This window comes from Paraburkholderia sp. GAS333 (assembly GCF_050435665.1).
In the GTDB taxonomy this organism is placed as follows: domain Bacteria; phylum Pseudomonadota; class Gammaproteobacteria; order Burkholderiales; family Burkholderiaceae; genus Paraburkholderia; species Paraburkholderia fungorum_A.
In genome coordinates this window covers 218,127-242,929 of record NZ_JBNDKS010000007.1, presented here as the reverse complement: position 1 = coordinate 242,929, position 24,803 = coordinate 218,127, and the positions used below count along the sequence as shown (strand labels likewise).

The window sequence follows — 24,803 nt, the reverse complement described above, 5'->3', positions numbered from 1 at the left end:
ATACATGCATCCGGTCAGCGCTTCGGCACACCCGGCCGAATCACGCAAAAGTGCTTCGTTTTATGGTGCTTCCACGCCGTCCGTACAGGCGGCGCGGTGTATGGATTTGCGTCCCGTGCCGGGATCGTAGTGTGAGACAATATCCATACAACTGCGACAGAATGACGCCGAATGACATCCATGCATGATCCATACAAGGAGGCGCTTTGGGCCTCCGGTTTCACCCACGGCGAAGGCCCGCGCTACCTTCAGATCGTCAAATTTCTCGAACGCGCGATAGCGAGCGGATCGATGCGCGCGGGCGACCGGCTACCCGCGCAACGGCGTCTCGCTGAACTGCTCGACATCGATCTGACCACGGTGACGCGCGGCTTTGCCGAGGCACGCCGTCGTCAGTTGATCGAGGCGCGCGGCACGCTGGGAACGTTTGTCGCCGCGCCCAGGGTGGAGTTGACGCAAAGCATCGACCTGAGCATGAACATTCCGCCGCCGCCAGCGGAGGTCGACATGGAAGTGCTGTTGCGCCAGGGTATGTCGCAGGTACTGATGCGCACCGATACGGACCTGCTGATGACGTATCACCTGGGCGGCGGCAGCAGCGCCGACCGCAGCGCGGGCGCGCAATGGTTGCGGCCGATGCTTGGGCATATCGATCACGAACGCGTGGTGGCGTGTCCCGGTGCGCAATCTGCGCTCGCCGCGTTGATTCTCGCGCTGACGCAACCCGGCGACGTGATCCTGATGGAGCCGCTCGGCTATCCCGGCATGCCGATGGCGGCAGAGCAATTGGGGCGAAGGATCGAAGCCGTGGCCGTCGACGAACATGGCATGCGCCCGGATTCACTGGAAAGCGCGTGTCAGCGATACAACGCACGAGTCGTCTATCTGAACCCGACGCTTCAGAATCCGACCACGCATACGATGCCGGAGAAGCGGCGGCTCGAAATCGCTAAAGTAGCGGCTCGCATGAATGTGAAGATCATCGAGGACGATCCGTACTGGCTGCTCGCAAACGACGCGCCGCCGCCCTTTGCACGTCTGATCCCGGAGCAGGTTTTTTATATTTCGACGCTGTCGAAATGTTTGTCGCCCGGGTTGCGCACCGCGTTCGTGGCCTTTCCGAACATGGAAAGCGAGCACGCGTTTCTCTCTGCATTAAGGACGTTTTCTTTAACCTCGCCATTGACGAAGACGCTGGTCACGCAATGGATTCACGACGGCTCGGCGGCTTTGCTGCTGGCGGGAGTGCAGGCTGAATCGCGGGCGCGTCAGCGAATGGCGACCGGAATGTTGTCGGGCGCAACCAGCGGGACGGTCAATCACGGCATCCACGTGTGGCTCACGTTGCCGAGCTATTGGAGAGCGGTGGATCTTTGCGCCGCCGCGCGTGGTGAAGGACTGGTGGTCGCGCCTTCGTCCGCGTTCTATCGCGGACACAATCCGCCGAATGCCATTCGTATTTCACTCGGCGGATGCCGGGGGCGCGAGCAACTCGATGCGGCGTTGCGGAAGCTCTCCGGCTTGCTCGCGCAGAAGCCGCCGGTGAGCCACGAACTGGTGATCTAGCAGTGCGATCTGTGACGACGCGTCAGAACCGGTGCCGCACGCCGATGCTGACAATCGCCTGCGATTGAGCCGCCGACGAGTGACCGTTGCCCTTATCCGTCACCGACGCAGTCGCGGCGACCGGGTTGCCCAACGCGTCGAGCGTCGTGCCTGAAGCATGCTGATAGCCGCCCATCAGATACACCGTCGAGCGCGTCGACAGGTTGTATTGCGCACCGAGCGAGACGGTGTGATATTGCGCGCGATCATCGACGCCATCCACTTCGCCGCCTCGCGTGTAGCTGTAACCCGCAAACAGTTGAACCTCGGGCCGCAGATTCCACTGCGCGAACACGCCCGCAATATTGAACGTGGCGCGGCCGTTGAACAGCGAATCCGCGCCTGAACGATATTGCACATTGCTGTAATTCACACCGACAAGCGCCGGCCCGAAGTCATAAGTGGCGCCTGCCGCGACGATCTGCTGCGACTGTGCGCTTGCATAACCTTCGTTGATCGACGAGTTGAACAAACCGTCGTCGGTGCCGCTCCATTTGCCGGTTGTCGTGTCGTTGGCGCCGCTCTTGCTGTTGTCCGAACGTTCATAACCGACACCGACGTGCACCGGCCCGTTCGCATACGACGCGCCGACGCTCCACGTATTCTGCTGTTTCAGGCTACCCGGCTGGCCGCCGAAACCGTACATCGCGCCGAACGTGAATCCTGCGTAAGTCGGGCTCGTGTACTTGAGCGAATTGTTGACGCGCGCGGTCTGGTCGAGGTCATCGATATCGCCCGGATGCGCGCCGTAGCCTCCAACCAGCGACACTGCCGCGACCGGGCTCACGAAGTCGTTGAGCGACGTGTATTGCCGTCCCATCGTGATCGTGCCGTATTGCCTGCTGCCGATCCCCACATAAGTCTGACGGCCGAAAAGGCCGCCGTTCTGCCCGCTCTTGCCATTTGTGATGTCGAAGCCGTCTTCGAGCTGGAACAGCGCGGTCCAGCCGCCACCGAGCTGCTCGTTGCCCTTGATGCCCCAGCGGCTGCCGGACAGATTCCCGCTCGTAGCGGCGACATTCGAATGGCCGCTGTACGCGCCTGTCGAACCGACACGTTCGTTGCTGCGATAGCTGATGCCCGCGTCGACGATGCCGTAGAGCGTCACCGAACTCTGCGCAGATGCGATGCCCGCGAAGGACAGCAGGAGGGGCGTGGCAAACCAATGTTTTTTCATCGTTGTCATGTGTTTGATAAGGCGTGGATCTCGGGTCGCCTGAGCGGCGATCTCTGTTTGTTTCGCACGAACGCCGGCCCGCCTCGGGCAGTGAGGCCGGTCGACGTCAAGCGGGAATGGGCGGCGCGGTGAAGGTGGGCTGACGCGCACTGCAACGAGTGCTACATCAGCCCGCGCGCGGGTTGTGAATCAATGGCTGCGGATCGCGCCTGGCGGCAGATCGGGCGCGGCGACGGGCACTGTCTTGCGGACCTTCGCAACGTCGGACGCAGTCACTGTCGAGCCGGTATTGCCCCAGCTCGTGCGCACGAAGTTGGTCACATCGGCAACTTCCGCGTCGCTCAGACGCCAGCCGAAGGCGGGCATCGTGAACGTCGACGGCGCGGTTTTCGTGCCCTGCAGCGCGCTGCCCGACAGCAGCACGTGAATCACCGATGTCGCGTCCTTGCCCTGCAATACGGGATTGCCGCCGAGCGCCGGGAACACGCCGGTGTAGCCTCGTCCGTCGCTGCGGTGGCAGGACGTGCAGTTGTCGCGATAGACCGCTGCGCCTGGCGCGCTGGCGTCACCGGTTCGCAGCGCATGAGCGGCGGTGTCGTCGTAGACGTAAGGCTTTTCGGCGGGATCGCTGGATGGAAGCGTCTTGATGTAGCGAGCCATGGCGGTTACGTCGGCGTCGCTCATGTATTGCGCGCTGTGCTGCACGACATCCGTCATTCCGCCGAACGCGGCGGCGTGCGCGGTGCGGCCGGTCTTCAGAAATTGCACGAGATCGGCTTCGCTCCACGCACCGACGCCGGTGCGCGGATTGCCGCGCAAGCTCGATGGCACCCAGCCGTCGATCGGTGCGCCGCCGGACAGATAGCTCGGTCCGTCGAGATCGTCGAGCGCGAGTTCCTGCATCGTCACGCTACGCGGCGTGTGGCATGCGCCGCAGTGGCCGAGTCCCTGAACCAGATACGCGCCGCGTGCGAGAACCGGGTCGCTGTAGTGAGCAGCATCGAATGCCTGCGGATTCGGCGCGAACAGATGACGCCAGATGCCGAGCGGCCACCGCATCGACAAAGGCCACACGATATCGACAGGACGATTGTTTTGCGCGACCGGCGCGACGCCGTGCGTGAAATACGCGTACAGCGCGTGCATGTCGTCGTCGCTAAGACGCGCATACGATGGGTACGGCATCGCCGGATATAGCGTGTCGCCGTTCGGACGCACGCCCTCGCGCACCGCGCGATCGAATTGCGCGAAGGTCCACGAACCGATACCGGTGCTGCGATCCGGCGTGATATTGGTCGAGTAGATCGCGCCGATCGGCGTGTCGAATTTCAGCCCGCCCGCGAACGGTTTGCCCGATGGCGCGGAGTGACATGCGATGCAATCGCCCGCACGTGCGAGATATTCGCCGTGCGCGATGAGCGCGGCGTCGCCTGTGTTGTCCGGCGAGCTTTGTGCGGCGTCGGCCGTCAGCGGCCCGAACAACGCTGCGCAAGCACCCAATGCCCACGCCGCGCTGCGCACGCGCTTCGAAATATTCATCGTCATACGCATGCTCATACGCTCACCAGCGGACCAGGGTTCTTCAGATACTGCGTGCGGATTGCACGCGCGGACCAGTAGGCGAGCGCGGCGACGAGACCCGTCGGGTTGTAGCCAATGCCCTGCGGAAACGCCGACGCACCCATCACGAACACGTTATGCACGTCCCAGCTTTGCAGATAGCGATTCAGCACGCTCGTCTTCGGATCGGTGCCCATCACCGCGCCACCCACGAGGTGAGTGGTCTGGTAGCGACGCGAATCGAAATGCGCGCCGTATTCGCGCGTATACACGTTGATCGCTTTCGGGCCCATTTGCTCGGCGATCTTGTGCATCTGGCCCGTGACGTAGCGCGCCATCGCGATGTCGTTGTCTTTCCAGTCGAACGTCATTCGCAACAACGGCTGGCCGTACGAATCGCGGTAAGTCGGGTCGAGGTCGAGGAACACATCACGGTATGACATGTTCGAACCGTGCGCGTCCATCGAGACGGTGTGCGCGTAGTGATCCTTCACCGACTTCTTCCACGTGCTGCCCCAGTTCGGGGTGCCGGCCGGCGTCGCGATGCCGCTGATCGGCTTGGTGCCCGCCTGATTCACCCACAACGGCGAGCCGCCGACAAAGCCCAGTGGACCGTGATCAAAGTTGTCCGCGTTGAAATCGTCGACCGCCACGCCGTTGCCGCCCGCACCGATGAACGGATTGGTATAGGTGTCCTTGTCGAAGAACGCGGTAATGGTCGACAGGTTCTGATACGCGAAATTGCGGCCGACCACGCCTTCACCGGAGATCGGATCGTACGGCTTGCCGATGCCCGACAGCAGCAACAGATGAACGTTGTGATACTGGAAGGCCGCGACGATGACGAGATCGGCGGGCTGGAAAACTTCCTGGCCCGACGGATCGACGTAGGTCACGCCTTTCGCGAGCTTTTTCGAATCGTCGAGTTCGACGCGCAGCACGTGGCAACGCGAGCGCAATTCGAAATGCGGCGACTGCTTCAGCGCGGGCAGGATGTTGACGTTCGGCGATGCCTTCGAATACATGTAGCACGCGTAACCGCTGCAGAAGCCGCAGAAGTTGCACGGCCCCATTTGCGCGCCATACGGATTCGTGTACGGACCCGACGTATTCGCCGAAGGCAAACGATACGGATGCAGCCCGAGTTCTTTCGCGGCCTTGCCGAAACGCTCGGCGGAATAGGTGTTCAACTGCGCGGGCAGCGGAAAGTTATCGCTGCGCGGCGCTTCGAACACGTTGCCGTCGCCGACGATCTGGCCGTTGACCTTGTACGCCTGGCCCGAGGTGCCGAACACTTTTTCCGCGAAGTCGAAATGCGGTTCGAGTTCGTCGTAGCTGACGCCGTAGTCCTGAATCGTCATCCCTTCGGGAATGAACTTCTTGCCATAGCGTTCTTCGTAGTGGCTGCGCAGACGCAACTCTTCCGGCGTAATGCGGAAATGCACGCCCGACCAGTGCAGCCCTGCGCCGCCCACACCTTCACCCGGCAGAAAAGCCGCGAGTTGGCGATAGGGTAACGCGGTTTCCATCACGTTGTGACGGATCGACACCGTGGTCTTCGACAGATCGAGGAACAGCTTCTTGCGGACGTTGTACGTGAGTTCGTCGATCGTATTCGGGTACGCGCCGTCCGGATACGTATCGCGATACTCGCCGCGTTCGAGCGCAACGACTTTCAGGCCCGCTTCGGTGAGTTCTTTCGCGAGAATCGCGCCGGTCCAGCCGAAGCCGACGATGACCGCGTCGACATGCGGTTTGCTGTTGGTAGTCATCAGGTGCGTTTTCCTTCAATCGACACGGGACCATACGGATAGGCCTCGCCGTTCTGGTTGACGAAGTCCATGAAATCCGCGCGCGCGCCGGGGAAGCCGATCATTTTCCAACCGCCCATGTCGCGATTGCCGCCGTGAATCGGATCGCAGAAATAGCCTTCGCGGGTGTTCTGCAGCAGTTGCGCGAAGAACACGTTGGCGGGCACTTCGGCGAGATCGATGCTGCCTTTTTCGAGCGCGCCGAGCACGGTGTCGCGGGTGGCGGCATCGAGCGCGTCGAACGGCTTCGCGTAGGTCTTCGTGCAGTACGCATTCACCGACGCAATGCCGAGCCGGTACAGGTCGCGCGGCACCAGCTTCAACTGGTAGCCGAGTTCGGGCGCGCCTTGCCTGAACGGGCCCTGCATGTACCAGAGCGCGCCATGCGCGTACGGCGTGTCCATCTGACGGTCGATGAATTCGGGCACGCCCGCTTCAATCGCGCCGGGGCCTTCGCTGTCGGCGGGAATCAGACGATCGACGGCCGCGTTGACGAACGACCATTCCTTCGCGTCGAAGAAGCGCGGTTTGTAGTCGGCGCGAGGCATGCTGGCGTTGTCCTGCCCATTCGGATTCGACGCGGACGCCGCAGGATTCGACGCGTTGTGCTGTGCGTCGCAACCCGCGAGCGTGCCGGCCGGAACGAGCGCGATAGCCGAGCGCAGGAAGCCTCGGCGGGAGGTAAGGGGGAATTCAGGCATGTTTTCGATTCACCATGTGTGGGACGCGCAATTGCGTCCACGACGACATTTTGCCGCGGGACGGATAATATTTGGAACCGGTTCCATAAGCACGCGATTATTTCGCAAAATGTCGTTGCGAAATCTGGCGAAATGGGACCGGCGACGGTGTTTTGCCGCGCCGCAGCCTTGTTCTGGCGGCGGTCACAGGGCCAGGACGAATGGATAGAACCCGCCGTGGCAGCGTGTTTTAGGTGTTGCATATTTTCGACAACCAACGGCGGCGGCCGATTCATGGACCTCACCGGCTGCGCGGATATGTCGAAAGCCGTTCCGATCGATTGTTGCGAATTTTGCAACCAAGCTTTCCGTAATTTATTTTTACATGGAACCGGTTCCAAGATAATATTCGGCCAAATTTCGCCAAAGGCGTCATCGAATACGACCGTGATTTGCCCGTTTTCTCGACGAATGACTCACTCATCGTCGAGCGTGGCGGCACGCCCGTAGACCGTTCCAGCAAGCCTCGAATGCTCAAAGAAAAAATCAGTCCGGACGGTGATCCGGGCACGCCGAATCTGTCGCGGCGTCATGCGTTGAAGACCCTCGCGGTAGCGACTCAACTTGCGTTTTTATCGCCGGTGGCCGCGCTTGCGCAGAGTTCGTCGCCAGCAGCGCCGCTTGCCTCGACCGCACCGTCACTGGACGCGCCGGGCTTCCTGCAACTGTCGAAAGCGCTGACCGGCCATGAGTCGATGAATACAATTTTCGGCACACGGCTCTTCGCGACGCTCAGCGCCAGCGACAACAGCTTTGCCACTCGTGCAGCAGCGCTCGCGCATCAGATGCGCGCAGGGCAAACCCCGCAGCAGTTGCTCGCGGCGGCCAACGCGGCTGGCTTGCACGATGTCGCGCTCGCCATCGTCGCGGGCTGGTACACCGGCACTGTCACGCGCGATCATCATTCGAAGCTGGTCGCTTACGCCGACTCGCTGATGTACGCAACCGTCGCCGATGGTCTGAGCCCGCCGACCTATTGCGCGGACGGTCCGCTCTGGTGGCAACGGCCGCCGCCCGCCGCCGGCGTGTCGACCCCCGCCGAAGCCGCTAGAGCGCGTCTCGCCGCGCCCGCGCCCATCACGAACAAACAGGCTTGAACATGGCATCGCCCACAATTTCATCTAGCGGCGATGTCGTCGCGGACGTCGTTATCGTCGGCTCCGGCGTGGTCGGCGCATTGATCGCCGATCAACTGGCAGGACTTGGCCATTCGGTGGTGATTCTCGAAGCGGGCTTGCGGATCGACCGCGCCACTGCCGTCGAAAACTGGCGCAACATGCCGTTCCCGAATCGCGTCGGCTCGGATTTTCAGGGCTTGTATCCGCAAGCGAAGGCTGCGCCTGCGCCGCTGTACTTCCCGCCGAACGACTACGTTGCGCTGAGCGGTCCGAGCGCGGGCAGTTTCAAGCAGGGCTATCTGCGCACGGTCGGCGGCACGACGTGGCACTGGGCGGCGTCGTGCTGGCGGCATCTGCCCGTGGACTTCAAGATGCAATCGACGTATGGCGTGGGCCGCGACTGGCCGATCTCGTACGACGATCTCGAACCCTACTATTGCCGCGCAGAAGACGCGCTCGGCGTCGCCGGTCCGAACGATCCCGCGCGGCAATCGCCGTCCGAGCGCAGCCGTCCGTATCCGATGGACATGGTGCCGTGGGCTTACGGCGACACGCGTTTCGCCGAAGTCGTCAATGCGCATGGCTATCGATCGATTCCGATTCCGCAGGGCCGCAGCACGCGTCCGTGGAACGGTCGTCCGACGTGCTGCGGCAATAACAATTGCCAGCCGATCTGCCCGATCGGCGCGATGTACAACGGCATTCACACGATTCAGAGCGCCGAGAAGAAGGGCGCGAAAGTGCTGGCAGAGTCGGTGGTTTACAAGATCGATACCGACGACCAGAACAACATCACCGCCGTTCATTTCTACGACGCGAATCACCAGTCGCACACGGCGAAAGGGCGCACATTCGTGCTCGCGTGCAACGGTATCGAGACACCACGTTTGCTGCTGCTCGCGGCAAACGCACGTAATCCGAACGGTATCGCGAACAGTTCCGACCAGGTTGGCCGGAACATGATGGATCACTCCGGTTTTCACTGCACATTCCTTGCAAACGAACCGTTGTGGCTGGGTCGCGGACCGGCGCAAAGCAGTTGCATCGTCGGCCCGCGAGATGGCGCGTTCCGCTCGAAGTATTCGTCGAACAAGATGATTCTGAACAATATCTCGCGAGTCGCGCCTGCTACGGAACAGGCGCTGAAGCTCGGACTCGCCGGCAAGGAACTCGACGATGAAATCCGGCGGCGCGCGATTTTCGGCGTCGATCTGTCGATCAGTCTCGAGCCGCTGCCTGATCCGAAGAACCGTCTTACGTTGAGCAAAACGCGGCGTGATCCGCATGGGCTCGCGTGCCCCGATATCTATTACGACGTCGGCGATTATGTTCGCGACGGCGCGACTGCCGCGCATGCGCAACTCGAACATATCGGGCAGTTGTTCGGCGCGGTCGAGTTCAACATCACGACGAGCCTGAACGCGAATAACCACATCATGGGCGGCACGATCATGGGCGCGAGTGCGAAAGATTCGGTTGTCGACGGCGATTGCCGCGCGCACGATCACGCGAATCTGTGGTTGCCGGGTGGCGGCGCGATGGTGTCGGCGTCGGTGGTGAATACGACGTTGTCGATGGCCGCGCTCGGGATCAAGGCCGCCGATTCGATCGAAAAAACTCTGCGGCGGGCCTGAGATGATCGACCGATTCTTTAACGCGCGCCGCATGATGGATGCGGCCGCGAAGCGTAGCCGTGCCACGTTGGCGGCAATCGTTGCACTGGGTGTCGGCGGCGTTTTGAGCGTTGGAATTTCCGGCAGCGCGTTTGCTCAAAGCGTCGCGAACTCCGTAACACCTGCTGCCGCACCCGACACCGAAGCCGCGTTGATCCATCAAGGTCATCTGTTGGCCATCGCGTCCGACTGCATGGCATGCCACACGGTCGCGGACAAGGGCAAGGCGTTCGCGGGCGGCTACGGCATCGTGTCGCCGATGGGCACGATCTACTCGACCAACATCACGCCTTCGAAGAAGTCGGGCATCGGCAACTACACCGAGGCTCAGTTCGCCCGCGCGTTGCGCGAAGGCGTGCGCGCCGACGGCGCACATCTTTATCCGGCGATGCCGTACACGTCGTATGTCGGCATGACAGATAAGGATGTTCACGCGCTTTACACGTATTTCATGAAGGGCGTCGACCCTGTCGACGACGTGCCGCCGCAAACCGCGCTGCCGTTTCCGTTCAGCATTCGCCAGTCGATGATCGCGTGGAACCTGCTGTTTCTGAAGAATCAGCGCTTCACCGTCGATCCGAATAAAAGCGTCGAGTGGAATCGCGGCGCGTATCTGACGAACGTGCTCGCGCATTGCAGCGCGTGCCATACGCCGCGCAACTTCATGATGGCCGAGGATCTGGATCGCGGCTTCAGCGGCGCGCAACTCGGGCCATGGTATGCGCCGAATATCACGTCCGATCCGGTCAGCGGCATCGGTGCGTGGAGCGATGACGAACTGGTCGCGTATCTGAAAACCGGCCACGTGGACGGTAAGAACCAGGCGGCCGGCGGCATGGCCGAAGCCGTGCAGAACAGCTTGCAGTTTCTGTCGAACGACGATCTGAAATCGATCGCCGTCTATCTTCGCAGCACTGCGCCGATTCGCACGCCGGGGGAAAGCAAGCCCGCATTCGCCTACGACGGACACGACAGCGAAGAAGCGTCGCTGCGGGGTATGTCGAGTGAAAACAGTATCGTGCCGCCGACTTCCGGCGCGGCGCTTTTTAGCGGCTATTGCGCGAGCTGTCATCGCGCGGATGGGTCGGGCAGCAGCGATCAGAGCTATCCGTCGTTGTTCCATAACACGGCGACGGGCGGCGCAAATCCATCGAATCTGATTGCGACGATTCTTCATGGCGTGGACCGCAAGGTAGGCGACAAGCATGTGCTGATGCCGAATTTCGGTGAAGACTCCTACGTGCAGCCGCTGACCGACGAACAGATCGCGACAATTTCGAACTACGTGTTGCAGCGCTTCGGCAATCCGGCAACGACGGTGACTGCCGCCGATGTCGCCGTCGCGCGGCAAGGTGGGCAATTGCCGCTGCTCGCGTGGATTCAACCGTATATCTTGCCGGCGGCTGGCGTCGGTGTACTTGCGTTGCTGTTTGCGGTGTTCGCGGTCTGGAAACGACGTGCGCAGCGTGCGAATTCCATTGCCGGACAGAACGCGGGCTAACCGTTTTGAGCGGATGCGCTGATGTGCGCATCGCTTGTGAAAGGAAAACACATTGATGAGCAAGCTCGCTGTTTCGTTTCTGCTGACGGCTGTCGCATTCAGCGTGGTCGGTGTTGCGCAAGCGCAGCCTCCGCTTATCGCCACGGCTTCGGTGCCTGACAAATTGCCGTACGACATTCCGTATGGTCCTCCGCTGACGCTGGCGCAGGCCCGCAAGATTATCGATGCCGCCGAAGCTGAAGCTCGTCGACGTCATTGGCAATACGCGGTTGCGGTGGTCGATAGCTCGGGCAATCTTTTGTCGTGTGACAAGATGGACGATACGCAATTGTCCGCGCTGGCGATTGCCGAAGCCAAAGCGCGTGCGTCCGCGCAATTTCGTCGCGCGACCCAGGTGATGCAGGACACGGTGAGCAATGGCGCGACGGCTTTGCTCAGCATTCCGGGCATTCTCGCGGGCGAGGGCGGCATGCCGATTGTCGTCGAAGGCAAGCTCGTGGGAGCAGTGGGCGCGAGCGGCGGAGCGGGTGTTCAGGATTCTGTTATCGCCGAGGCGGGCGCGGCAGCGGTGTCGGCGGCGGCAAAATAATTTCATCGAGAACCGCTAGGGAGACACTGAAATGCCATTAGCTTCTTTGAGGCTCACCTTCTGTGCGCGAGCACTGGCTGCGCTGGCTATCGCGGCCACCGCGTGCACGTCGTATGGCGCGGACTGGATCGTATCGGGCAATGACGGAAAGTATCAGCGTGTCGAAGGGCGCGATACGTATCCCGACAATCCGAAGCCGGACACGCTGACTGTTCTCGATGCGAGTCATTTCCCGCCGCTGGTGAAGGCGCAGGTCGAGGTCGAGAACGGCATTCAGGGACCGCCGCAAGCCGTCGCAATTACGCCGGACGGCGGCCTCGCACTGGTTGGCGCGCCGACGCGCTACGATCACGCGAACAACAAGCTGCTGATGGATTCGTTCGTCCAGGTCGTCGATCTGAATGTGCCGGTGCCTGTCGTGAGCCAGATCGATATTGGTAGTCATCCTCAGGGAATTGCGATTGACCGGGCGGGGCGGCTTGCGCTTGTTGCTTGCGTCGACGGTAGCGTGGTGGAGCTTCATATCGACGGTAATCGCGTGAGCGTTGCAGGACGTTTGCATATCGGACAGAAACGTCTTGCAGGTGTGAGTTTTACGCATGACGGGCGGCACGCGCTGGTCGCTTTGCGCGACGAACAGGGTGTCGCCGTGCTCAACGTCGCCGACGGTCAGGTGAGCGACAGCGGCCAGCGTTTGTCGAGCGGCGTAGCGCCTTACACAATCGACGTGTCGAGCGACGGCAAGTGGGCCGTAGTCAGCGACGTGGGCCTCGCCGGATTGCCGTCGTACGCGGGCACGCTCGCGGGCGATGCCGATACCATCACGCTGATCGACGTATCGCACGAACCGTTCCGCGCGGTTCAGCACATGACGGTTCCGTCGCTGCCGGAAGGTGTCGCGATTTCGCCGGACGGTAAGTGGATCGGCGTGCAGGCAATGGACGGCTCGAACCTCACGCCGGACAATCCGGGTCGGCGCACGCACGGCAAGCTGGTCCTGTTCGCGATTCGCGACGGGCAGGCAGTGAAGGTTTCCGAAGTGGAGGGCGGTGAGGCGTCGCAAGGAATCGTGTTTACCGCTGACAGCAAGTACCTGATCGTGCAATTCAACGTCGAGAAGCAACTCGCTTTCTTTGCCGTGGATGGCGGACATCTGCATGAGGTCGGCAAGAGAATGGCGTTGACCGGCGGCCCGTCGTCGATCCGTTCCGCACCGCGCTGATAGCCCGCTGGCGACCACCCGGAGAAGTCCGCCACGCGTCGGATTTTCTCTAAGGGTTGATGTGGCTGCGGTGTTTCATATTGATGTGCTAAAACTCTCTCTGGCAAGAAAGGATGTATCCGGCCGGGCTCCTGGAAGCGTATGCGAATTGGCATGCGTAGCGGGGTCCCGGAGACTTGTGGTGATGTCGGCGTTCATTCGTGTCGTCGACGGAATCAGGGAGGGTCTTATGCAGATGCGCAAGCTCGCGAACATGAGCGCGGCGGCAGGTGGGCTGGTGGAATTGCTGGATCAGCTCGAGTTGGCGCTCGCGGATTCGTCGCCTCGAAAGCCAGTGTTCAAGGCGCTGTTCGACCTGAACCGCCGACTCGGCACTGACCTGACAGACAGGCCACCAGCGCGGGCGAAACGAAGGGCTTCGGCCCAACGCGGGCGGCGCGCCGTGGTCGAGTCTCTACCGCTGTTTTCGTAGACGTGGCGGCGCGAGCGCAATAGAACGGAAGCGGCTCCCGTCACGAAGGCTTGAGCGTTTTCATCGACACCAGCGGTGCGAGAAACTGCTCGAAGTGCGGTAACCAGATAGGCATGGAATTCTCGACCGCGAACATTCCGTGGCCGTTCCTGCCGAACGGCGGTTCGACGATCAATTGTCCCTGGCCGCCTGCCGCCTGAAACGCGGCGAACCATGTCGCAACGACGTCGGGTTCGAAGAACATATCGTTTTGAACGTAGTGCCAGAGAACGGGAACGTGTGTTGTCGACGCGAATTTCCCGATCGTGCCGGCCATCTCTTCTGGGCCGCAAGGCATGCCCGGATGCTTCGACGGATTCCCGCCGCGGCCGCCCGAGAAGTTCACCACCGCCACCAACCCCTTCGGCGCAAAGCTCGCCGCCGCCAGCGACGCGAATCCGCCCGCTGACTGTCCCACCAGCACGACATGATCCCGATCGACCTGAGGCAAGGTGTCGGCATAGGCGAGCGCCGCCAGCACGTCCTGCGCGGCCTGCTTGCCCGCTGTCGTATAGTCGGGATGCTTGCATGAGCCACCGTCTTCGGCATAGGCGCCGCCGGTCGCGCCGAAGCCCCGGCGAATCGGCACGATGACCGCGAAGCCAAGCTGGACGAACGTGTGGATTTGCGGCAGTTCGCGATAGCGGCCGACCTTCGGCCGGTTCAGCGGATCGGGCGGGCTGCCGTGACTCAACACGATCAACGGAAACGGGCCGGGGCCGTCAGGCATGTAGGTGGTCGCCACGATGTCGCGTTCGTGATCGCCGAATAAGCCGTGCTCGGTCATCGGCACCTTGACGACCGTTTCGTGCAGATCGGTTGCGATGGGCGCGTTTTCGTTGGCAGCCAGCGCGGTGCCGGTGACCGACGCGATCAACGCGGCTGAGATCATGAATCCGGTCAAAAGAGGGAGCTTCCGTGTGCGGCGAATAGTCGGTCTCATAGGTGCTCTTCTAATTGATTTCTGTGGCCGTGCGCTTTTCTTACGCGATGGAAGCAATGCAATCAGTGATAGATCGTCTTTGAAGATTGCAGTTTGGAAAACTCGCCATGCCTGAATCTGAACCAGCCTTGTGAACCTTGCATCACGACTTCATCGTCTTGCCAGAAGACGCGTTTGATTGTCATGCGCTGGTTGGCATGTTGGACGGTGGGCGGGCGGCGCTGAAAGTCGTAGAGCACCGGGCCGGAATCGGTTTGCACGAGCATGCGGGAGATCGTGTCATGCTTGCTGTCGATATCGTCGAAATGCGTCAGCGTGTTTGATGTAAAGCGATCGAAAGATTGCTGATCGAGCGTGGCTTCGAAACCGCGATCGACGTGTGTAAATTGCAGCGTGCCGGAGCGCGTCGCGAGCGAGTTGGACGCGCTGCTTTGTGCGTGGGCGCAGCCTATGACGGAGAGAGCGGTGAGAGTGGCGAGGAACAGTCGTTTCATATTGCTTTTCAATTTCCTGTCTGGTCACGGCTGGATGCATGATTGCCGATTGTCCATTGCACTATCCTTCTCGTCAAACGACCGTTATGCACTTCGACAGATGTTATTGCACTCAAGTGACAGGAGAAGCCCGACGTGTCCGACGAATATATTTTCAATGTCTTTGGCCGGATCATCGCGGTCGTCAGAAATCGGGCGCCGGGATCACTAGCTCTCGTTGTCCATGTGTGGCGAGACGCTTCTATCGCAACATTCGTTTGAAAAAATCCACCACATTGACGTTGAACTGCTCGTGAAACGCCGCCCGGTCGAAACCCGGCAGACTAGTGCAGATCTCCGGCCGAAGTCGCGAAAGACGTGCATCGCAAGGCGGCAGGAAATCGTAATGACCGGCGTTGGCAACCATGTGAAAGTCGGGCGCGCGGGGCAAGTGGTCACGTACCGGCTCATCGTAGTCGGGGTGTGGCTGGTGACGATCATCGGCCGCACTCCAGAGTTGCACCGGCGCGTGAACGCCACTTAACCCTGTACGACCGAACGCAAACCCGAACGAAGGCGCGGCGATGACAAGCGCTCCAATACGCGGATCGTGGACCCAGGCGTCAGTAGGTACGTTCGCAATGGAATGCACATTGACGCCGAAATGCCGTAGCGCTTCGCAGAGATCCTGATCCGCGTGAGTCTGGCAAAACGGACCGATTGTCGAGAGGTCCGGGATTGCGCCCGCAGCCACCAGCACAGTGAATCCGCCGTTGGAGAAGCCAAATGCGCCGACGCGAGTCGCATCCAGTTGCGCGTGTCCATGCCAATCGTCGAGCATGTAGTCGATCAGCCGGTGAAGCTGGGCGGGACGGCGCCAAAGTTGCAGGACGCGGCTCTGGTCATCGAAAGTGTCTCCCGCGTGACTGACCGCCGCCGCGACGAAGCCCGCATGCGCCAACGCCAGCGCCGTGTCGTAGTGGCTGCCGTACCAGCCTGCGCCGCCGTGAGACATCACCACGAGTGGCAGTCTATTACCCGCCAGAGGAGCGCCGCGCGCGACTGTCTGGGTGACATCGCCCAACGCGCTCGAAGTCGCCGGCGAATCAGTCGGATACCAGATGCCCACGATGAGTGGCGGCTCCGCGCCGTTCGATATCCTGACCTCCTCAAAGCCGACATCGGTGGCGAAGGCGGCGACCGGGGCCAGACCTAAAAGGAAAATGACAATGACCATCAACCTCACCGAGGCCTCCGTTACCGTCGTCGCACAAACCGAACGGTACACGCATTCGCGTTGGCCCAGCGAATGGCGCAGTGCGGCAAATTAATCGACTGCACAAAGACAGTGGGCCCGATTCGAAGGACAATAGTCGATGTCGATCGAATTACATCGTTGAATTGGAATTGGAGTGAATTGAGCCATGAAGAACACGTCCAGAATCTGGCCCGCGCTTTCTGTGTTGATGCTCTCGCTCGCGGGCTGCTCGACCGGCGGCGTGTCACAGAACCAGCCGGTGTTGAGCGCCGCGCAATGCGCCGATCTGGGCGCGCTTAGACACAACGCGCCTGTGACACCCGAGCGAAGCCGCAGCGAACTGGCGGCCCTGAGAAAAGCGGGCTACGACCCGGGGCTACGGTTCGATCCACATTACCCGGATGATTTGCAGGCGGCGCAGCAACAGGTCGATCTCTGGTACGACGCGCAATGCAGGTGAGCGAGAACCCCCTCTCATAATCTGCGTACCGCCCGGACTTCAGCCAGTGTTCTGGAATTCGGTGCGGCGACCTCGCGCTTGACTGGGCCCCCGCTGAACAGATCGTTGCCACCCACAGCCACCATGACCATTGAACTGACTAAAGAACTACGAGCCGACGCGATCGCCTCCATTCAGCGTTATTTCGAAAAAAATATGGAGGAGCCGATAGGCAATATCGGTGCGGGCGCGCTCCTTGGTTTCTTCCTCGAAGAAATTGGACCTACCATTTACAACAAAGCCGTGGCCGATGTGCAGGAGCGACTCCAGCAGCGTATCTCGGAACTCGATTTCGACGTGCACGAAGACGAGTTCCAGTACTGGAAGAAATACGAAGTCAAATCGAAGCCACGGAAATGAGCGTGGCTTCGACTAATGCGATTTTCGTCAATCGTCGTGCGTCGATGTAGTCGCATCACAACGGCTCGGCGAGATACAGTGGATCATCGAAACCGCCTCACTGCGCTTTCCACGCCCGCGGAACGCGATGAAAATACCTGTCGAAATAGATCAGACTATCGCCGTCGTTGCGTACGCGAATCTCGGTCGTCTCCACGAACATGACCGAATGCGATCCAACCTCCTTCGCTTCGACAATCGTCCCTTGCAAGCTCGCGAGTGCTCCGCGTAGTACCGGCACGCCATCTATACCTTCGTCCCACACCGGCAACTTGAAGCGCTCTTCCATCGACAAACCGGTCATGCCCGCAAAGTGACGTGCAACGCCTTCGAGACTGGCCGGAATGACGTTGATACACACGTTCCTGTTGCCGTTAAAAACGGCATGCATCGCACTGGATCGGTTCAGGCAGACAAGCAGCGTGGGCGGCGCATCCGTGACGGAGCAAACGGCGCTCGCGGTGATTCCGCAGCGGCCGTGTGGACCCGCCGTGGTAATGACGTTGACCGCTGCGCCGAGGTGCGCCATGGCCTGGCGGAATTGCTGCCGAACGGGATCGACTTCGGTGCTGGCCACTCTTTGAGCATTGGACATGTGGGCGTCCCCTATTAGTTGTAGAAGGGTTATCGGATGGTGTCGGATTGAACGGAAGGCAATGCACGAACACGGTTATCGCTAGCGCCTGAAGTGATGTCGCGCGAATTGGCGAGGTAGTGAGAGTGCGTATTTGCGAGCGGGAATTGGCCGGTTATCATTGATCCATGACAAGAACTGGCTGTGCGGGCATGGAGTTGTTTTCGCTGCGCATGTAGATCCGCCAACCCCCGCAGTTCGCAACGAGACTGAATGTCCATGAACGAAGTGTCCCCGCTGGTTTATATCGTCGACGACGACAACGGTATGCGTACGTCGCTTGCGTGGCTGCTCGAATCGGTCGGCATCCGCTCGCAGGGATTTGTCAGCGCAGCGGATTTCTTTGTCGCGTTCGATGCAAAAGTGCCGGCCTGTCTCGTGCTGGACGTCCGCATGCCGGAAACGAGCGGCTTCGACGTGCAGGAAGAATTGAACCGTCGCGGCGCGACGTTGCCGATCATTTTCGTTAGCGGGCATGGCGATATTCCAATGTCGGTGCGTGCGCTTCAGCAAGGCGCCATCGATTTCGTCGAGAAGCCGTACAACTCGCAGCAAATGCTCGAGCGCGTGCAACGTGCGATAAAACTCGCCACGCAGCGTCACGCGAAAGACGTGCGTCTGCGCGAATTGCGCGAGCGCGTGAACTCGCTCACCACCCGCGAGAAAGAAGTGCTGCGCGGGCTGATAGAAGGCAAACCCAGCAAGCGCATCGCGTCGGATATGTCGATCAGCGTGAAAACGGTGGACGTGCATCGTTCGAGCATCAAGGAAAAGCTGGGTGCGGTGTCGATCGCAACACTCGTGCGCGACGTGCTCGAAGTATGGAGCCCGCCGGGCGAGCAACGCGACTAGCGCATGTAAAGGCCGCCGTTCACGTCCCAGCACGCGCCGTTGGCGAAATAGGCATCTGCCGATGCAAGCAATACGGCGACATCCGCAATATATGCAGCGGAGCCAAGCCTTCCTACTGGAATGCCCGCGATCACTGTGGCGAGTTTGTCAGCGGGAACGCTTTCGTGGACGATGGGCAAATCCAGTGGACCCGGCGAGATTGCGTTGACGGTCACGCCATGCGCGGCGAGGTCGCGCGCGAAAACTTTGGTCAACGTGATTGCGCCACCCTTCGCTGCCGCATAATGCGCGCCGGTCGCTGATCCGCCGTTTTGACCGGCTAGCGAAGCGATATTCACAATGCGTCCCGCGCCACGATCCGCGAAGTACTGGCCGAATACCTGGCAACCGAACAACACGCTACGCAGATTGATGTCGATCACCTGATCGAACTGCTCTGCTGTGATCTCCATCACAGGCACGACTTTCGATGCGCCCGCGTTATTGACGAGCGCATCGATCGAAACCCAGCGTTCGATCAGCGCGTCGCGTGCGGCCTCGAAATCGGCTTTCGATGAAACGTCAAGTCTGAGCGCGCACGCGCTCGATCCGTCTTCACTTAACTCTCGCGCGAGCGCTTGCGTCGGTTCGACCGCGATATCGGCCAATGCGACGTTGTAGCCCGCTGCGTGGAAGCGGCGTGCGACCACTGCACCCAGTCCACGCGCAGCACCGGTGACAATTACTGTTCTGTTCGACATGTTGAAACTTTCCTTTGAGTACGCATTAACCAGCGGAACACTTGTGTCATGGCGGATTCGCTGTTTTTAGCGAGTGAGAATCGCCTCGATATGCGCCGCAACAGCACATACCATTTCGTCCGCCCCTTTGCGTCCGACGATCTGCAAACCCGCTTTTAACGGCGAGTTTTTCAGAGGGACGGGAAGCGTGAGCGCGGGATGTCCGCTGAGGTTGAAAGGACGAATCAACGACGACATGCCGATGACCGATGTTCCAGCGCGCGCAGCTTCGACGGTAATGGGCAGCGTGGGCATTGTCGGGAGCACGAGGATGTCGGCGTCTTCCAGCGCGCGATTGACTTCATCGGTAAAGCTACGTCGCACGCTTTCGGCTGCTTCCAGGTCAGCGGGCGTCGTGTTGGCAGCGGCGCGCAATCGGGATTCGATATCGGGTCCGAGCTTGCCGGTTTCCACTAAATGGCCGAATGCCTGCCAGGTTTCCGCGTTGATAACGGCGAGTCCAGCCGAAAATGCGGCGCTCATGAGTTCGAATTCGACACGGTGCGAAGCTAATTCCGCGCGTTGTAGGGCGGCTTCAATCGCTTGCGTTATGTCGGTGTCTGCCTCCACGGTGACGATGCCTACACGTACACCGGTGGCATCGCGACGCGCATCGCCCGTATTGAATGATGGGTCGATCGCCGACATCAGGCGAATGATCGTGTTCATGTCACGCGCAAACGGTCCGACGCAATCGAGCGTCGTCATGCGGGGCGCGATACCATCGCGCGAAACACGGCCGAACGTTGGTTTGAGTCCGATCACGCCACAACACGCAGCGGGTCCGCGAATCGAGCCGCCGGTGTCGGTGCCGAGAGCGGCATCCACGAGGTGGTGTCCAACTGCGGAAGCAGAGCCACTCGACGAACCGCCCGGAATGCGCGCCGGGTCCTGTGGATTCGGTGGCGTTCCATACAGATCGTTAATGCCGGTCATGCCGAATGCCAACTCGTGCATGTTCGTTTTGCCCGTGATTCGCCACCCTGCATCGAGCAGACCCTGCACGACTTCGGCATGCGTGGAAGCAGGTGGTGCATCGGCCAATGCACGACTCGCGGCGGTCGTCGGATAGCCGGCAATGTCGATGCTGTCCTTGATCGCGACTGAGGGCGCATTCGTGTCGCCAGACGTTGCGAGGTGGAACTGTTTGAGAAATGCGCTCATACGGGAACTCCGTTACGCGGATTGACTTGCCACGGTGCATCGAAAAGACGTTCAGTGCGAAAGTGTTGAATCAGCCACGTCAGTCCTTGATCGTGACGAGAGGGCACGAAGTCCACTTCAAGGCGCGCAGCGATCAACTCCGCTTGCCCATCGATATAGCCGGATGCCTGCAACATGATCCAGCGTCCCCTGGCTTTATCGGCATCGTCAGCCACTTCGATATGTTCCGAGGTCAGGAAATGCACGTTGGTCGAAAAATGCGGCGTGGGCGGCAGATACCGCTGCAGCATCGCGACGATCTGCGCGCGTCCGTGCAGACATCCGAACTTGTTTGCGTATGGCGAGCCGATACCTTCCCACACGGCGTCTTCTGAAAAGAGCGCGGCGAGCGATTCGCCGTCGAGTGCCTGCGTGGGAACGTCGCACAACGCCATGTAACGCGCGATGGTTTTGCGCACCGAGTTCTGAGCTTCAAGTGCGATCAATCGCGCCTGCAACGCGCGCAATGCCGTCGTGTGGAATGTCGATTCGGTCATGAACATCAGCCGTTGTTCGTTGCCGAAGTTGCTGCGGCAACAGCAGGCGGAACAGCCAGCGCGCGGCCGACACGCGCCTCGATCTTGCCGTAGCGCCACAGGTTGTACTCGCCCACTGGCGTGGTTCGATACAGATTGCAGACGGCGACCGCCGTGTCGAAATCGGCGACATCGGCCATGATGTAGAACGTCCACGGCGCGCTGTCGGCCTGGCCGACCACCAGCCGGTCGTCGTCCATGATGCCGAGGACGCGCACGTTTTCCATCGACTCGACGGCGCTCAGCATCTTGCCGTAGGCCTGCCACACTTCGCCGATCTGCTCGCGCGGCAAGTCGAAGAAATTCTGCGTGACTCCGCAGCAGAAAAGTACGCGTAAGGGCAGGGTGCGAGTGTCGGTCATGGTGAGTTTCCTAGTGTTGAATGTCGAATAAAGCGTGTTCAGAGATAACCGGGAATAGGTGGCACGCCGACGAACACGGCACCCGCTCCGTCATAGTTGCCTTCGCCGAGAAACGCGTGTTGCGTGACGACCATCGAGTCGCGCATCAACCTTTGCAGCGGATGCGTGCGATAGATCGCCATCGTGCCGCCGAGCCGGTACGCGCGGTTCACCACGTCAGCGCCTTCGCGCGCAATCTGAGTAGCCGACAAACGCAACAGACTGACCTGGTCAGGCGTTACTTCGTTGCCTGCAAGAATCGATTGCCACACGCTATCCGTCGATTCGTAGAAGAACGCGCGCGCCGAGCGCAGTTGCGCTTCGGCTTTTGCAAGCTCGATCCGGTAGTAAGCGCGGTCTGCGAGTTGTGGCGCACCGGTCGTAGTCTTGCGCCCGCCCGCCATGTTGTTCGCGACATCGAGTGCGGCCCGGGCGAGACCCAGGTTCACGACCGCCAATACTTGCGCCGCGTAGGCGATGGTCGGATAGCGATAGAGCGGCTCGTCGACGGTCGGTGCGCCACCGCGCACGAAGGTCCAGTCTTGTGCGACGAACTGGTCGGTTACGCGTAAATCGTGGCTGCCGGTGCCCTGCATGCCGACCACGTTCCAGTTCTCGACGATCTCCACCTGTTCCGCACGGAACACAGCCGTTTGCGGCTTGCCAGGTGCGTTGCCTGCGTTGCCCGTGCTGATCCCTACGCCGAGCCAGTCCGCGCCCTTGCAACCGCTCGCAAACTTCCACAATCCGTTCACGCGATACCCGCCCGTGGCAGGTGTCGCGGTCTGAACCGGAAAGAGACCGCCCGCGAACACTTGGTCCGGCCCGTTCGCATAGATTGCGGCTTGCGTGGCGAGCGGCAGCGCGGCGAGATACACGTTCGCCGAGCCGAAGCTGGCAACCCACGCGGCCGAACCGTCGGCCGCTGCGATGCGCTCGATCATCTGCAGGAATTCGCCAGGCGCGCGCGCGTCACCGCCAAAGCGCTTCGGTGTGGCCGCACGATAAATGCCCACACGTTTCAGCTTGTCGATTACATCGCGTGGTACGTGTGAGAGCCGTTCGAATTCTTCGCGTCGTTGAGCGATTTCCGCGATCACGTCGTCTAGTGTGAGTTCATCCGTCTGATCGACGAGGTCTTCCTTCTTTACGGCAGCGGTGAGCGACATGAGCGTCTCCGAACCTTTTAGTAGTTGAGGATAAAGTGGGGAAGGTGTGCAGGCCGCACACGGTGATGCCAGTCTAGGAACACAAAAAATCGCGAACAATTGGGAAGAGACCGTGCGGCATACGGTGATTCACCGGGTCCGCTAAAGAAATCTTTAGAGGTCGGCTGAGGGCGCCGGTGGTATGGTTGAATCTCGCCAAAACTGTCGTTCGATTGCCGCTCTCCGCATTGGAAATGTGCTCCATGGATTCGCTCGCCGAAGAAGATTTCCGCCTCCTGCTCGATGCACTGACCCAATGCGTGCTGTTGCACGATGCGCGGACGAAAGCCATCGTCTGGGCCAATCGTGCAGCGTGTGTCGCGCTCGGTTTTTCGGTGGAAGAACTGCTGCCGCTGAAAGCGCATGACATGACACGCGACGACCTCAAGTACCGGCGCGAGATCGCTGTCGACGCGATGGATCGTTCGGTCGCGAACGGGCCGCAGGCATACGAGTGGTGTTATCGCTCGCGAGCGGGTGTCGACATGCTGTCGGAAGCGATTGCCACTTACGTGCCGTTGCGCGAGCGTGCGGTGGTCATGGTGCAGTTTCGCGACATCAGCGCGGAAGAGGCGATGCGTCAGAAACTGCGCAGCTATGAGATGCGTCTGCGCGAATATATGCAGGATCTCGGCGAGGGCGTGGCGGTGATCACGCCGCGCGGGAATATTGCGTACCTCAGCGAATCGGGGCGGCGCGTGCTGGGAATCGCACATGATGCGTTGTTTGAAGAGGCGGCGCTCGATTACTGCATGCCCGTTGATCGCGAACGACTGATAGCGCAATTGCGCGGTGCGACGAAGCGGCGTTCTACAGCGGCGCAGCGCTATCGCATCGTACGTCGCGATGGTGTTGAACGCTGGCTGCGCATTACGTGCCGGCGCGTCAATATCGATGATGACTTGAACGGCGTGCTGCTGCACTTTCGCGACATCAGCGAAGAAGTGGCAACGGAAGATGCGCGCCGTACCGAGGCGCGAATGCTCGAATACGCGGGCCGATATAACGCAATGGGCGAAATGGCGACGGCGATCGCGCACGAATTGAGCCAACCGCTCGCGGCAGTACGCAATTTTGTCGAAGGCGCGATTCAGCGGTTGAGTCCACTCGACGCAACAGCGGACGCAATCTGGGGTTTGCGTGCCGCAGACCGCCAAGCGGAGCACGCCGCGCACATTATCAAAAGCGTGCGTGAGTTTGTCGTGAAGCGCGAGCCGGTCGAAACGCAGGCAGACCTTCGCGATGTACTCGCGGAGGTCGCGTATTTCATCCAGCTTCGAGCGCGCGATGTAGGCGTCACCGTGACGATCGAGCAACACGATACGCCGCTGCCGATACGCTGCGAGCGGGTGCTGGTCGGTCAGGTGATTCTCAATCTGGCCTTCAATGCCGTTGAAGCGTTGACGGATGCAAAGCAAGCTGCTGGCATTGTGACGCTCGCCACGTCCGCACACGACGGGGCGGCGGAGCTTCACGTCATCGACAATGGCCCCGGTGTACCTGCTGAAGCTTTGGGCCGTCTGTTCGACGGCTTTTCGTCGTCTAAAGCGGGTGGGAACGGCATTGGGCTGTCGTTGTGCAAGAACATCGTCTCGCGTCATGACGGACGCATCTGGGCGCAGCGTTCGGCGTCGGGCGGACTCGATTGCCGCTTTGCGTTGCCATTGTTGCCGCGCGCGTAAAAGCATGGCGAACCGGATCTAGCGGCCTAATGCGCGCGCGGTTTGGCCGCCAATGCCGAAGTCCGTGTTCGGAATGTCCTTGATCATCACGCGGGTGGATTGCAGCGGTGCATCGAGTATCGCGGCGGTTGTCTCCGATAACTGCGCAATAAGCGCCTGCTTTTGCACATCGGTTCGCCCCGCAATCAGAATCGCAACGATCACAGGCAAAGCGGCGGCGGTAGTTTTGCCACCGAGGCCGATATTCGCAGCGGGCAATTCGGAGAGCAGCACGCGAACGGACTCTGCGGGCGCACTGATTGCATCGACGGTGGCTTGCGTCAGTGCGTTGATTAAAGACGCTTTACGTTCGTCCGCGTGACCTTGTGGCAGATAGACTTCGAGTGTCGGCATGGTGATGGCGTCTCAACCTGAAGAAGCGTGCGCGCC

General features: G+C 60.7%; 25 protein-coding genes. 11 read left to right on the top strand and 14 right to left on the bottom strand.

Annotation, left to right across the window (positions count from 1 at the left end):
• Positions 1 to 171 precede the first annotated feature (171 nt).
• Positions 172 to 1,566 carry a PLP-dependent aminotransferase family protein gene (locus tag ABH945_RS30700; protein ID WP_429253152.1) on the top strand — a complete coding sequence of 465 codons (1,395 nt, stop codon included), beginning with the start codon at positions 172 to 174 and terminating at the stop codon, positions 1,564 to 1,566.
• Positions 1,567 to 1,588: 22 nt separating this feature from the next.
• Here ABH945_RS30700 and ABH945_RS30695 read toward each other — a convergent pair whose 3' ends face one another.
• From ABH945_RS30695 to ABH945_RS30680, 4 genes are all read right to left on the bottom strand, one after another.
• On the bottom strand, positions 1,589 to 2,782 hold the full coding sequence (locus ABH945_RS30695) for a porin (RefSeq protein WP_429253151.1): 1,194 nt from the start codon (positions 2,780 to 2,782) through the stop codon (positions 1,589 to 1,591).
• Positions 2,783 to 2,971: 189 nt separating this feature from the next.
• Entirely contained in the window at positions 2,972 to 4,333 is a 1,362-nt protein-coding gene (locus ABH945_RS30690) for a c-type cytochrome (protein WP_429253179.1), read from the bottom strand.
• 2 nt (positions 4,334 to 4,335) lie between these two features.
• The gene (locus ABH945_RS30685; protein WP_429253150.1) at positions 4,336 to 6,114 is read right to left on the bottom strand and encodes a GMC family oxidoreductase; all 1,779 of its coding nucleotides are present in this window, start codon (positions 6,112 to 6,114) and stop codon (positions 4,336 to 4,338) included.
• Positions 6,114 to 6,854 carry a gluconate 2-dehydrogenase subunit 3 family protein gene (locus tag ABH945_RS30680; protein WP_429253149.1) on the bottom strand — a complete coding sequence of 247 codons (741 nt, stop codon included), beginning with the start codon at positions 6,852 to 6,854 and terminating at the stop codon, positions 6,114 to 6,116. The genes ABH945_RS30685 and ABH945_RS30680 overlap by 1 nt, the downstream gene beginning before the upstream one ends.
• 509 nt (positions 6,855 to 7,363) lie before the next feature.
• Between ABH945_RS30680 and ABH945_RS30675 the strand changes: the two genes are divergently transcribed.
• The 6 genes from ABH945_RS30675 (at position 7,364) to ABH945_RS30650 (ending at position 13,468) form a co-directional block, all read left to right on the top strand.
• Positions 7,364 to 7,990 carry a sugar dehydrogenase complex small subunit gene (locus ABH945_RS30675; protein WP_429253148.1) on the top strand — a complete coding sequence of 209 codons (627 nt, stop codon included), beginning with the start codon at positions 7,364 to 7,366 and terminating at the stop codon, positions 7,988 to 7,990.
• Positions 7,991 to 7,992: 2 nt separating this feature from the next.
• Positions 7,993 to 9,645: a GMC family oxidoreductase gene (locus ABH945_RS30670; RefSeq protein ID WP_429253147.1), complete on the top strand. Its 1,653-nt coding sequence runs from the start codon at positions 7,993 to 7,995 to the stop codon at positions 9,643 to 9,645.
• A gap of 1 nt (position 9,646) precedes the next feature.
• Positions 9,647 to 11,185, top strand: a complete 1,539-nt coding sequence (locus tag ABH945_RS30665) for a c-type cytochrome (protein ID WP_429253146.1) — start codon at positions 9,647 to 9,649, stop codon at positions 11,183 to 11,185.
• Between the two features lie 55 nt (positions 11,186 to 11,240).
• On the top strand, positions 11,241 to 11,774 hold the full coding sequence (locus ABH945_RS30660) for a GlcG/HbpS family heme-binding protein (protein WP_429253145.1): 534 nt from the start codon (positions 11,241 to 11,243) through the stop codon (positions 11,772 to 11,774).
• A gap of 31 nt (positions 11,775 to 11,805) precedes the next feature.
• Entirely contained in the window at positions 11,806 to 12,996 is a 1,191-nt protein-coding gene (locus ABH945_RS30655) for a YncE family protein (RefSeq protein WP_429253144.1), read from the top strand.
• A 184-nt stretch (positions 12,997 to 13,180) separates the two neighbouring features.
• The gene (locus tag ABH945_RS30650) at positions 13,181 to 13,468 is read left to right on the top strand and encodes a hypothetical protein (RefSeq protein WP_429253143.1); all 288 of its coding nucleotides are present in this window, start codon (positions 13,181 to 13,183) and stop codon (positions 13,466 to 13,468) included.
• A 40-nt stretch (positions 13,469 to 13,508) separates the two neighbouring features.
• On the opposite strand, the gene ABH945_RS30645 is transcribed toward ABH945_RS30650, so the two are convergent.
• The 3 genes from ABH945_RS30645 to ABH945_RS30635 form a co-directional block, all read right to left on the bottom strand.
• Entirely contained in the window at positions 13,509 to 14,399 is an 891-nt protein-coding gene (locus ABH945_RS30645) for an alpha/beta hydrolase family protein (protein WP_429253142.1), read from the bottom strand.
• Positions 14,400 to 14,512: 113 nt separating this feature from the next.
• A complete protein-coding gene (locus ABH945_RS30640; protein WP_429253141.1) occupies positions 14,513 to 14,944 on the bottom strand; it encodes a hypothetical protein in 432 nt (143 codons plus the stop codon).
• 241 nt (positions 14,945 to 15,185) lie between these two features.
• Positions 15,186 to 16,160 (bottom strand): alpha/beta hydrolase family protein, encoded by a 975-nt coding sequence (locus tag ABH945_RS30635; RefSeq protein WP_429253140.1) that lies wholly within the window; start codon positions 16,158 to 16,160, stop codon positions 15,186 to 15,188.
• Positions 16,161 to 16,347: 187 nt separating this feature from the next.
• On the opposite strand from ABH945_RS30635, the gene ABH945_RS30630 reads away from it, so the two are divergent.
• Together ABH945_RS30630 and ABH945_RS30625 are read left to right on the top strand one after the other, a co-directional pair.
• Positions 16,348 to 16,641 carry a DUF4148 domain-containing protein gene (locus ABH945_RS30630; protein WP_074772092.1) on the top strand — a complete coding sequence of 98 codons (294 nt, stop codon included), beginning with the start codon at positions 16,348 to 16,350 and terminating at the stop codon, positions 16,639 to 16,641.
• A 123-nt stretch (positions 16,642 to 16,764) separates the two neighbouring features.
• Entirely contained in the window at positions 16,765 to 17,040 is a 276-nt protein-coding gene (locus ABH945_RS30625) for a DUF2164 domain-containing protein (protein WP_074772094.1), read from the top strand.
• Positions 17,041 to 17,137: 97 nt separating this feature from the next.
• Here the strand turns inward: ABH945_RS30625 and hpaC are convergent, their stop codons facing one another.
• Entirely contained in the window at positions 17,138 to 17,674 is a 537-nt protein-coding gene (hpaC, locus tag ABH945_RS30620) for a 4-hydroxyphenylacetate 3-monooxygenase, reductase component (RefSeq protein ID WP_074772096.1), read from the bottom strand.
• A 258-nt stretch (positions 17,675 to 17,932) separates the two neighbouring features.
• Here hpaC and ABH945_RS30615 point away from each other — a divergent pair, with 258 nt between their 5' ends.
• Complete coding sequence (locus tag ABH945_RS30615) at positions 17,933 to 18,565, top strand: response regulator transcription factor (protein WP_074773381.1); 633 nt, start codon at positions 17,933 to 17,935, stop codon at positions 18,563 to 18,565.
• Here ABH945_RS30615 and ABH945_RS30610 read toward each other — a convergent pair.
• The 5 genes from ABH945_RS30610 to ABH945_RS30590 form a co-directional block, all read right to left on the bottom strand.
• Entirely contained in the window at positions 18,562 to 19,305 is a 744-nt protein-coding gene (locus ABH945_RS30610) for an SDR family NAD(P)-dependent oxidoreductase (protein ID WP_429253139.1), read from the bottom strand. The genes ABH945_RS30615 and ABH945_RS30610 overlap by 4 nt on opposite strands.
• Before the next feature lie 66 nt (positions 19,306 to 19,371).
• Positions 19,372 to 20,508 (bottom strand): amidase, encoded by a 1,137-nt coding sequence (locus ABH945_RS30605; protein WP_429253138.1) that lies wholly within the window; start codon positions 20,506 to 20,508, stop codon positions 19,372 to 19,374.
• Complete coding sequence (locus tag ABH945_RS30600) at positions 20,505 to 21,044, bottom strand: nuclear transport factor 2 family protein (RefSeq protein ID WP_429253137.1); 540 nt, start codon at positions 21,042 to 21,044, stop codon at positions 20,505 to 20,507. Before ABH945_RS30600 ends, ABH945_RS30605 begins: the two co-directional genes overlap by 4 nt.
• Before the next feature lie 5 nt (positions 21,045 to 21,049).
• The gene (locus tag ABH945_RS30595; RefSeq protein ID WP_429253136.1) at positions 21,050 to 21,445 is read right to left on the bottom strand and encodes a hypothetical protein; all 396 of its coding nucleotides are present in this window, start codon (positions 21,443 to 21,445) and stop codon (positions 21,050 to 21,052) included.
• A gap of 38 nt (positions 21,446 to 21,483) precedes the next feature.
• On the bottom strand, positions 21,484 to 22,653 hold the full coding sequence (locus tag ABH945_RS30590) for an acyl-CoA dehydrogenase family protein (protein WP_429253135.1): 1,170 nt from the start codon (positions 22,651 to 22,653) through the stop codon (positions 21,484 to 21,486).
• A 242-nt stretch (positions 22,654 to 22,895) separates the two neighbouring features.
• Here ABH945_RS30590 and ABH945_RS30585 point away from each other — a divergent pair, with 242 nt between their 5' ends.
• Positions 22,896 to 24,374 carry an ATP-binding protein gene (locus ABH945_RS30585; protein WP_429253134.1) on the top strand — a complete coding sequence of 493 codons (1,479 nt, stop codon included), beginning with the start codon at positions 22,896 to 22,898 and terminating at the stop codon, positions 24,372 to 24,374.
• Positions 24,375 to 24,392: 18 nt separating this feature from the next.
• Here the strand turns inward: ABH945_RS30585 and ABH945_RS30580 are convergent, their stop codons facing one another.
• Positions 24,393 to 24,767 (bottom strand): tautomerase family protein, encoded by a 375-nt coding sequence (locus tag ABH945_RS30580; RefSeq protein ID WP_429253133.1) that lies wholly within the window; start codon positions 24,765 to 24,767, stop codon positions 24,393 to 24,395.
• Between the last annotated feature and the right edge of the window lie 36 nt (positions 24,768 to 24,803).

Excerpts from the sequence above, each read along its gene's own strand:
- ABH945_RS30655 (WP_429253144.1), top strand. The coding sequence starts at position 11,806 with ATGCCATTAGCTTCTTTGAGGCTCACCTTCTGTGCGCGAGCACTGGCT.
- ABH945_RS30680 (WP_429253149.1), bottom strand. The coding sequence starts at position 6,854 with ATGCCTGAATTCCCCCTTACCTCCCGCCGAGGCTTCCTGCGCTCGGCT.
- ABH945_RS30645 (WP_429253142.1), bottom strand. The coding sequence starts at position 14,399 with ATGATCTCAGCCGCGTTGATCGCGTCGGTCACCGGCACCGCGCTGGCT.
- ABH945_RS30625 (WP_074772094.1), top strand. The coding sequence starts at position 16,765 with ATGACCATTGAACTGACTAAAGAACTACGAGCCGACGCGATCGCCTCC.
- ABH945_RS30630 (WP_074772092.1), top strand. The coding sequence starts at position 16,348 with ATGAAGAACACGTCCAGAATCTGGCCCGCGCTTTCTGTGTTGATGCTC.
- ABH945_RS30690 (WP_429253179.1), bottom strand. The coding sequence starts at position 4,333 with ATGCGTATGACGATGAATATTTCGAAGCGCGTGCGCAGCGCGGCGTGG.
- ABH945_RS30670 (WP_429253147.1), top strand. The coding sequence starts at position 7,993 with ATGGCATCGCCCACAATTTCATCTAGCGGCGATGTCGTCGCGGACGTC.
- ABH945_RS30685 (WP_429253150.1), bottom strand. The coding sequence starts at position 6,114 with ATGACTACCAACAGCAAACCGCATGTCGACGCGGTCATCGTCGGCTTC.
- ABH945_RS30605 (WP_429253138.1), bottom strand. The coding sequence starts at position 20,508 with ATGAGCGCATTTCTCAAACAGTTCCACCTCGCAACGTCTGGCGACACG.
- ABH945_RS30640 (WP_429253141.1), bottom strand. The coding sequence starts at position 14,944 with ATGAAACGACTGTTCCTCGCCACTCTCACCGCTCTCTCCGTCATAGGC.
- ABH945_RS30590 (WP_429253135.1), bottom strand. The coding sequence starts at position 22,653 with ATGTCGCTCACCGCTGCCGTAAAGAAGGAAGACCTCGTCGATCAGACG.
- ABH945_RS30580 (WP_429253133.1), bottom strand. The coding sequence starts at position 24,767 with ATGCCGACACTCGAAGTCTATCTGCCACAAGGTCACGCGGACGAACGT.
- ABH945_RS30635 (WP_429253140.1), bottom strand. The coding sequence starts at position 16,160 with ATGGTCATTGTCATTTTCCTTTTAGGTCTGGCCCCGGTCGCCGCCTTC.
- ABH945_RS30600 (WP_429253137.1), bottom strand. The coding sequence starts at position 21,044 with ATGACCGAATCGACATTCCACACGACGGCATTGCGCGCGTTGCAGGCG.
- ABH945_RS30695 (WP_429253151.1), bottom strand. The coding sequence starts at position 2,782 with ATGAAAAAACATTGGTTTGCCACGCCCCTCCTGCTGTCCTTCGCGGGC.
- ABH945_RS30650 (WP_429253143.1), top strand. The coding sequence starts at position 13,181 with ATGTCGGCGTTCATTCGTGTCGTCGACGGAATCAGGGAGGGTCTTATG.
- ABH945_RS30610 (WP_429253139.1), bottom strand. The coding sequence starts at position 19,305 with ATGTCGAACAGAACAGTAATTGTCACCGGTGCTGCGCGTGGACTGGGT.
- ABH945_RS30700 (WP_429253152.1), top strand. The coding sequence starts at position 172 with ATGACATCCATGCATGATCCATACAAGGAGGCGCTTTGGGCCTCCGGT.
- ABH945_RS30595 (WP_429253136.1), bottom strand. The coding sequence starts at position 21,445 with ATGACCGACACTCGCACCCTGCCCTTACGCGTACTTTTCTGCTGCGGA.
- ABH945_RS30660 (WP_429253145.1), top strand. The coding sequence starts at position 11,241 with ATGAGCAAGCTCGCTGTTTCGTTTCTGCTGACGGCTGTCGCATTCAGC.
- ABH945_RS30675 (WP_429253148.1), top strand. The coding sequence starts at position 7,364 with ATGCTCAAAGAAAAAATCAGTCCGGACGGTGATCCGGGCACGCCGAAT.
- ABH945_RS30615 (WP_074773381.1), top strand. The coding sequence starts at position 17,933 with ATGAACGAAGTGTCCCCGCTGGTTTATATCGTCGACGACGACAACGGT.
- hpaC (WP_074772096.1), bottom strand. The coding sequence starts at position 17,674 with ATGTCCAATGCTCAAAGAGTGGCCAGCACCGAAGTCGATCCCGTTCGG.
- ABH945_RS30665 (WP_429253146.1), top strand. The coding sequence starts at position 9,647 with ATGATCGACCGATTCTTTAACGCGCGCCGCATGATGGATGCGGCCGCG.
- ABH945_RS30585 (WP_429253134.1), top strand. The coding sequence starts at position 22,896 with ATGGATTCGCTCGCCGAAGAAGATTTCCGCCTCCTGCTCGATGCACTG.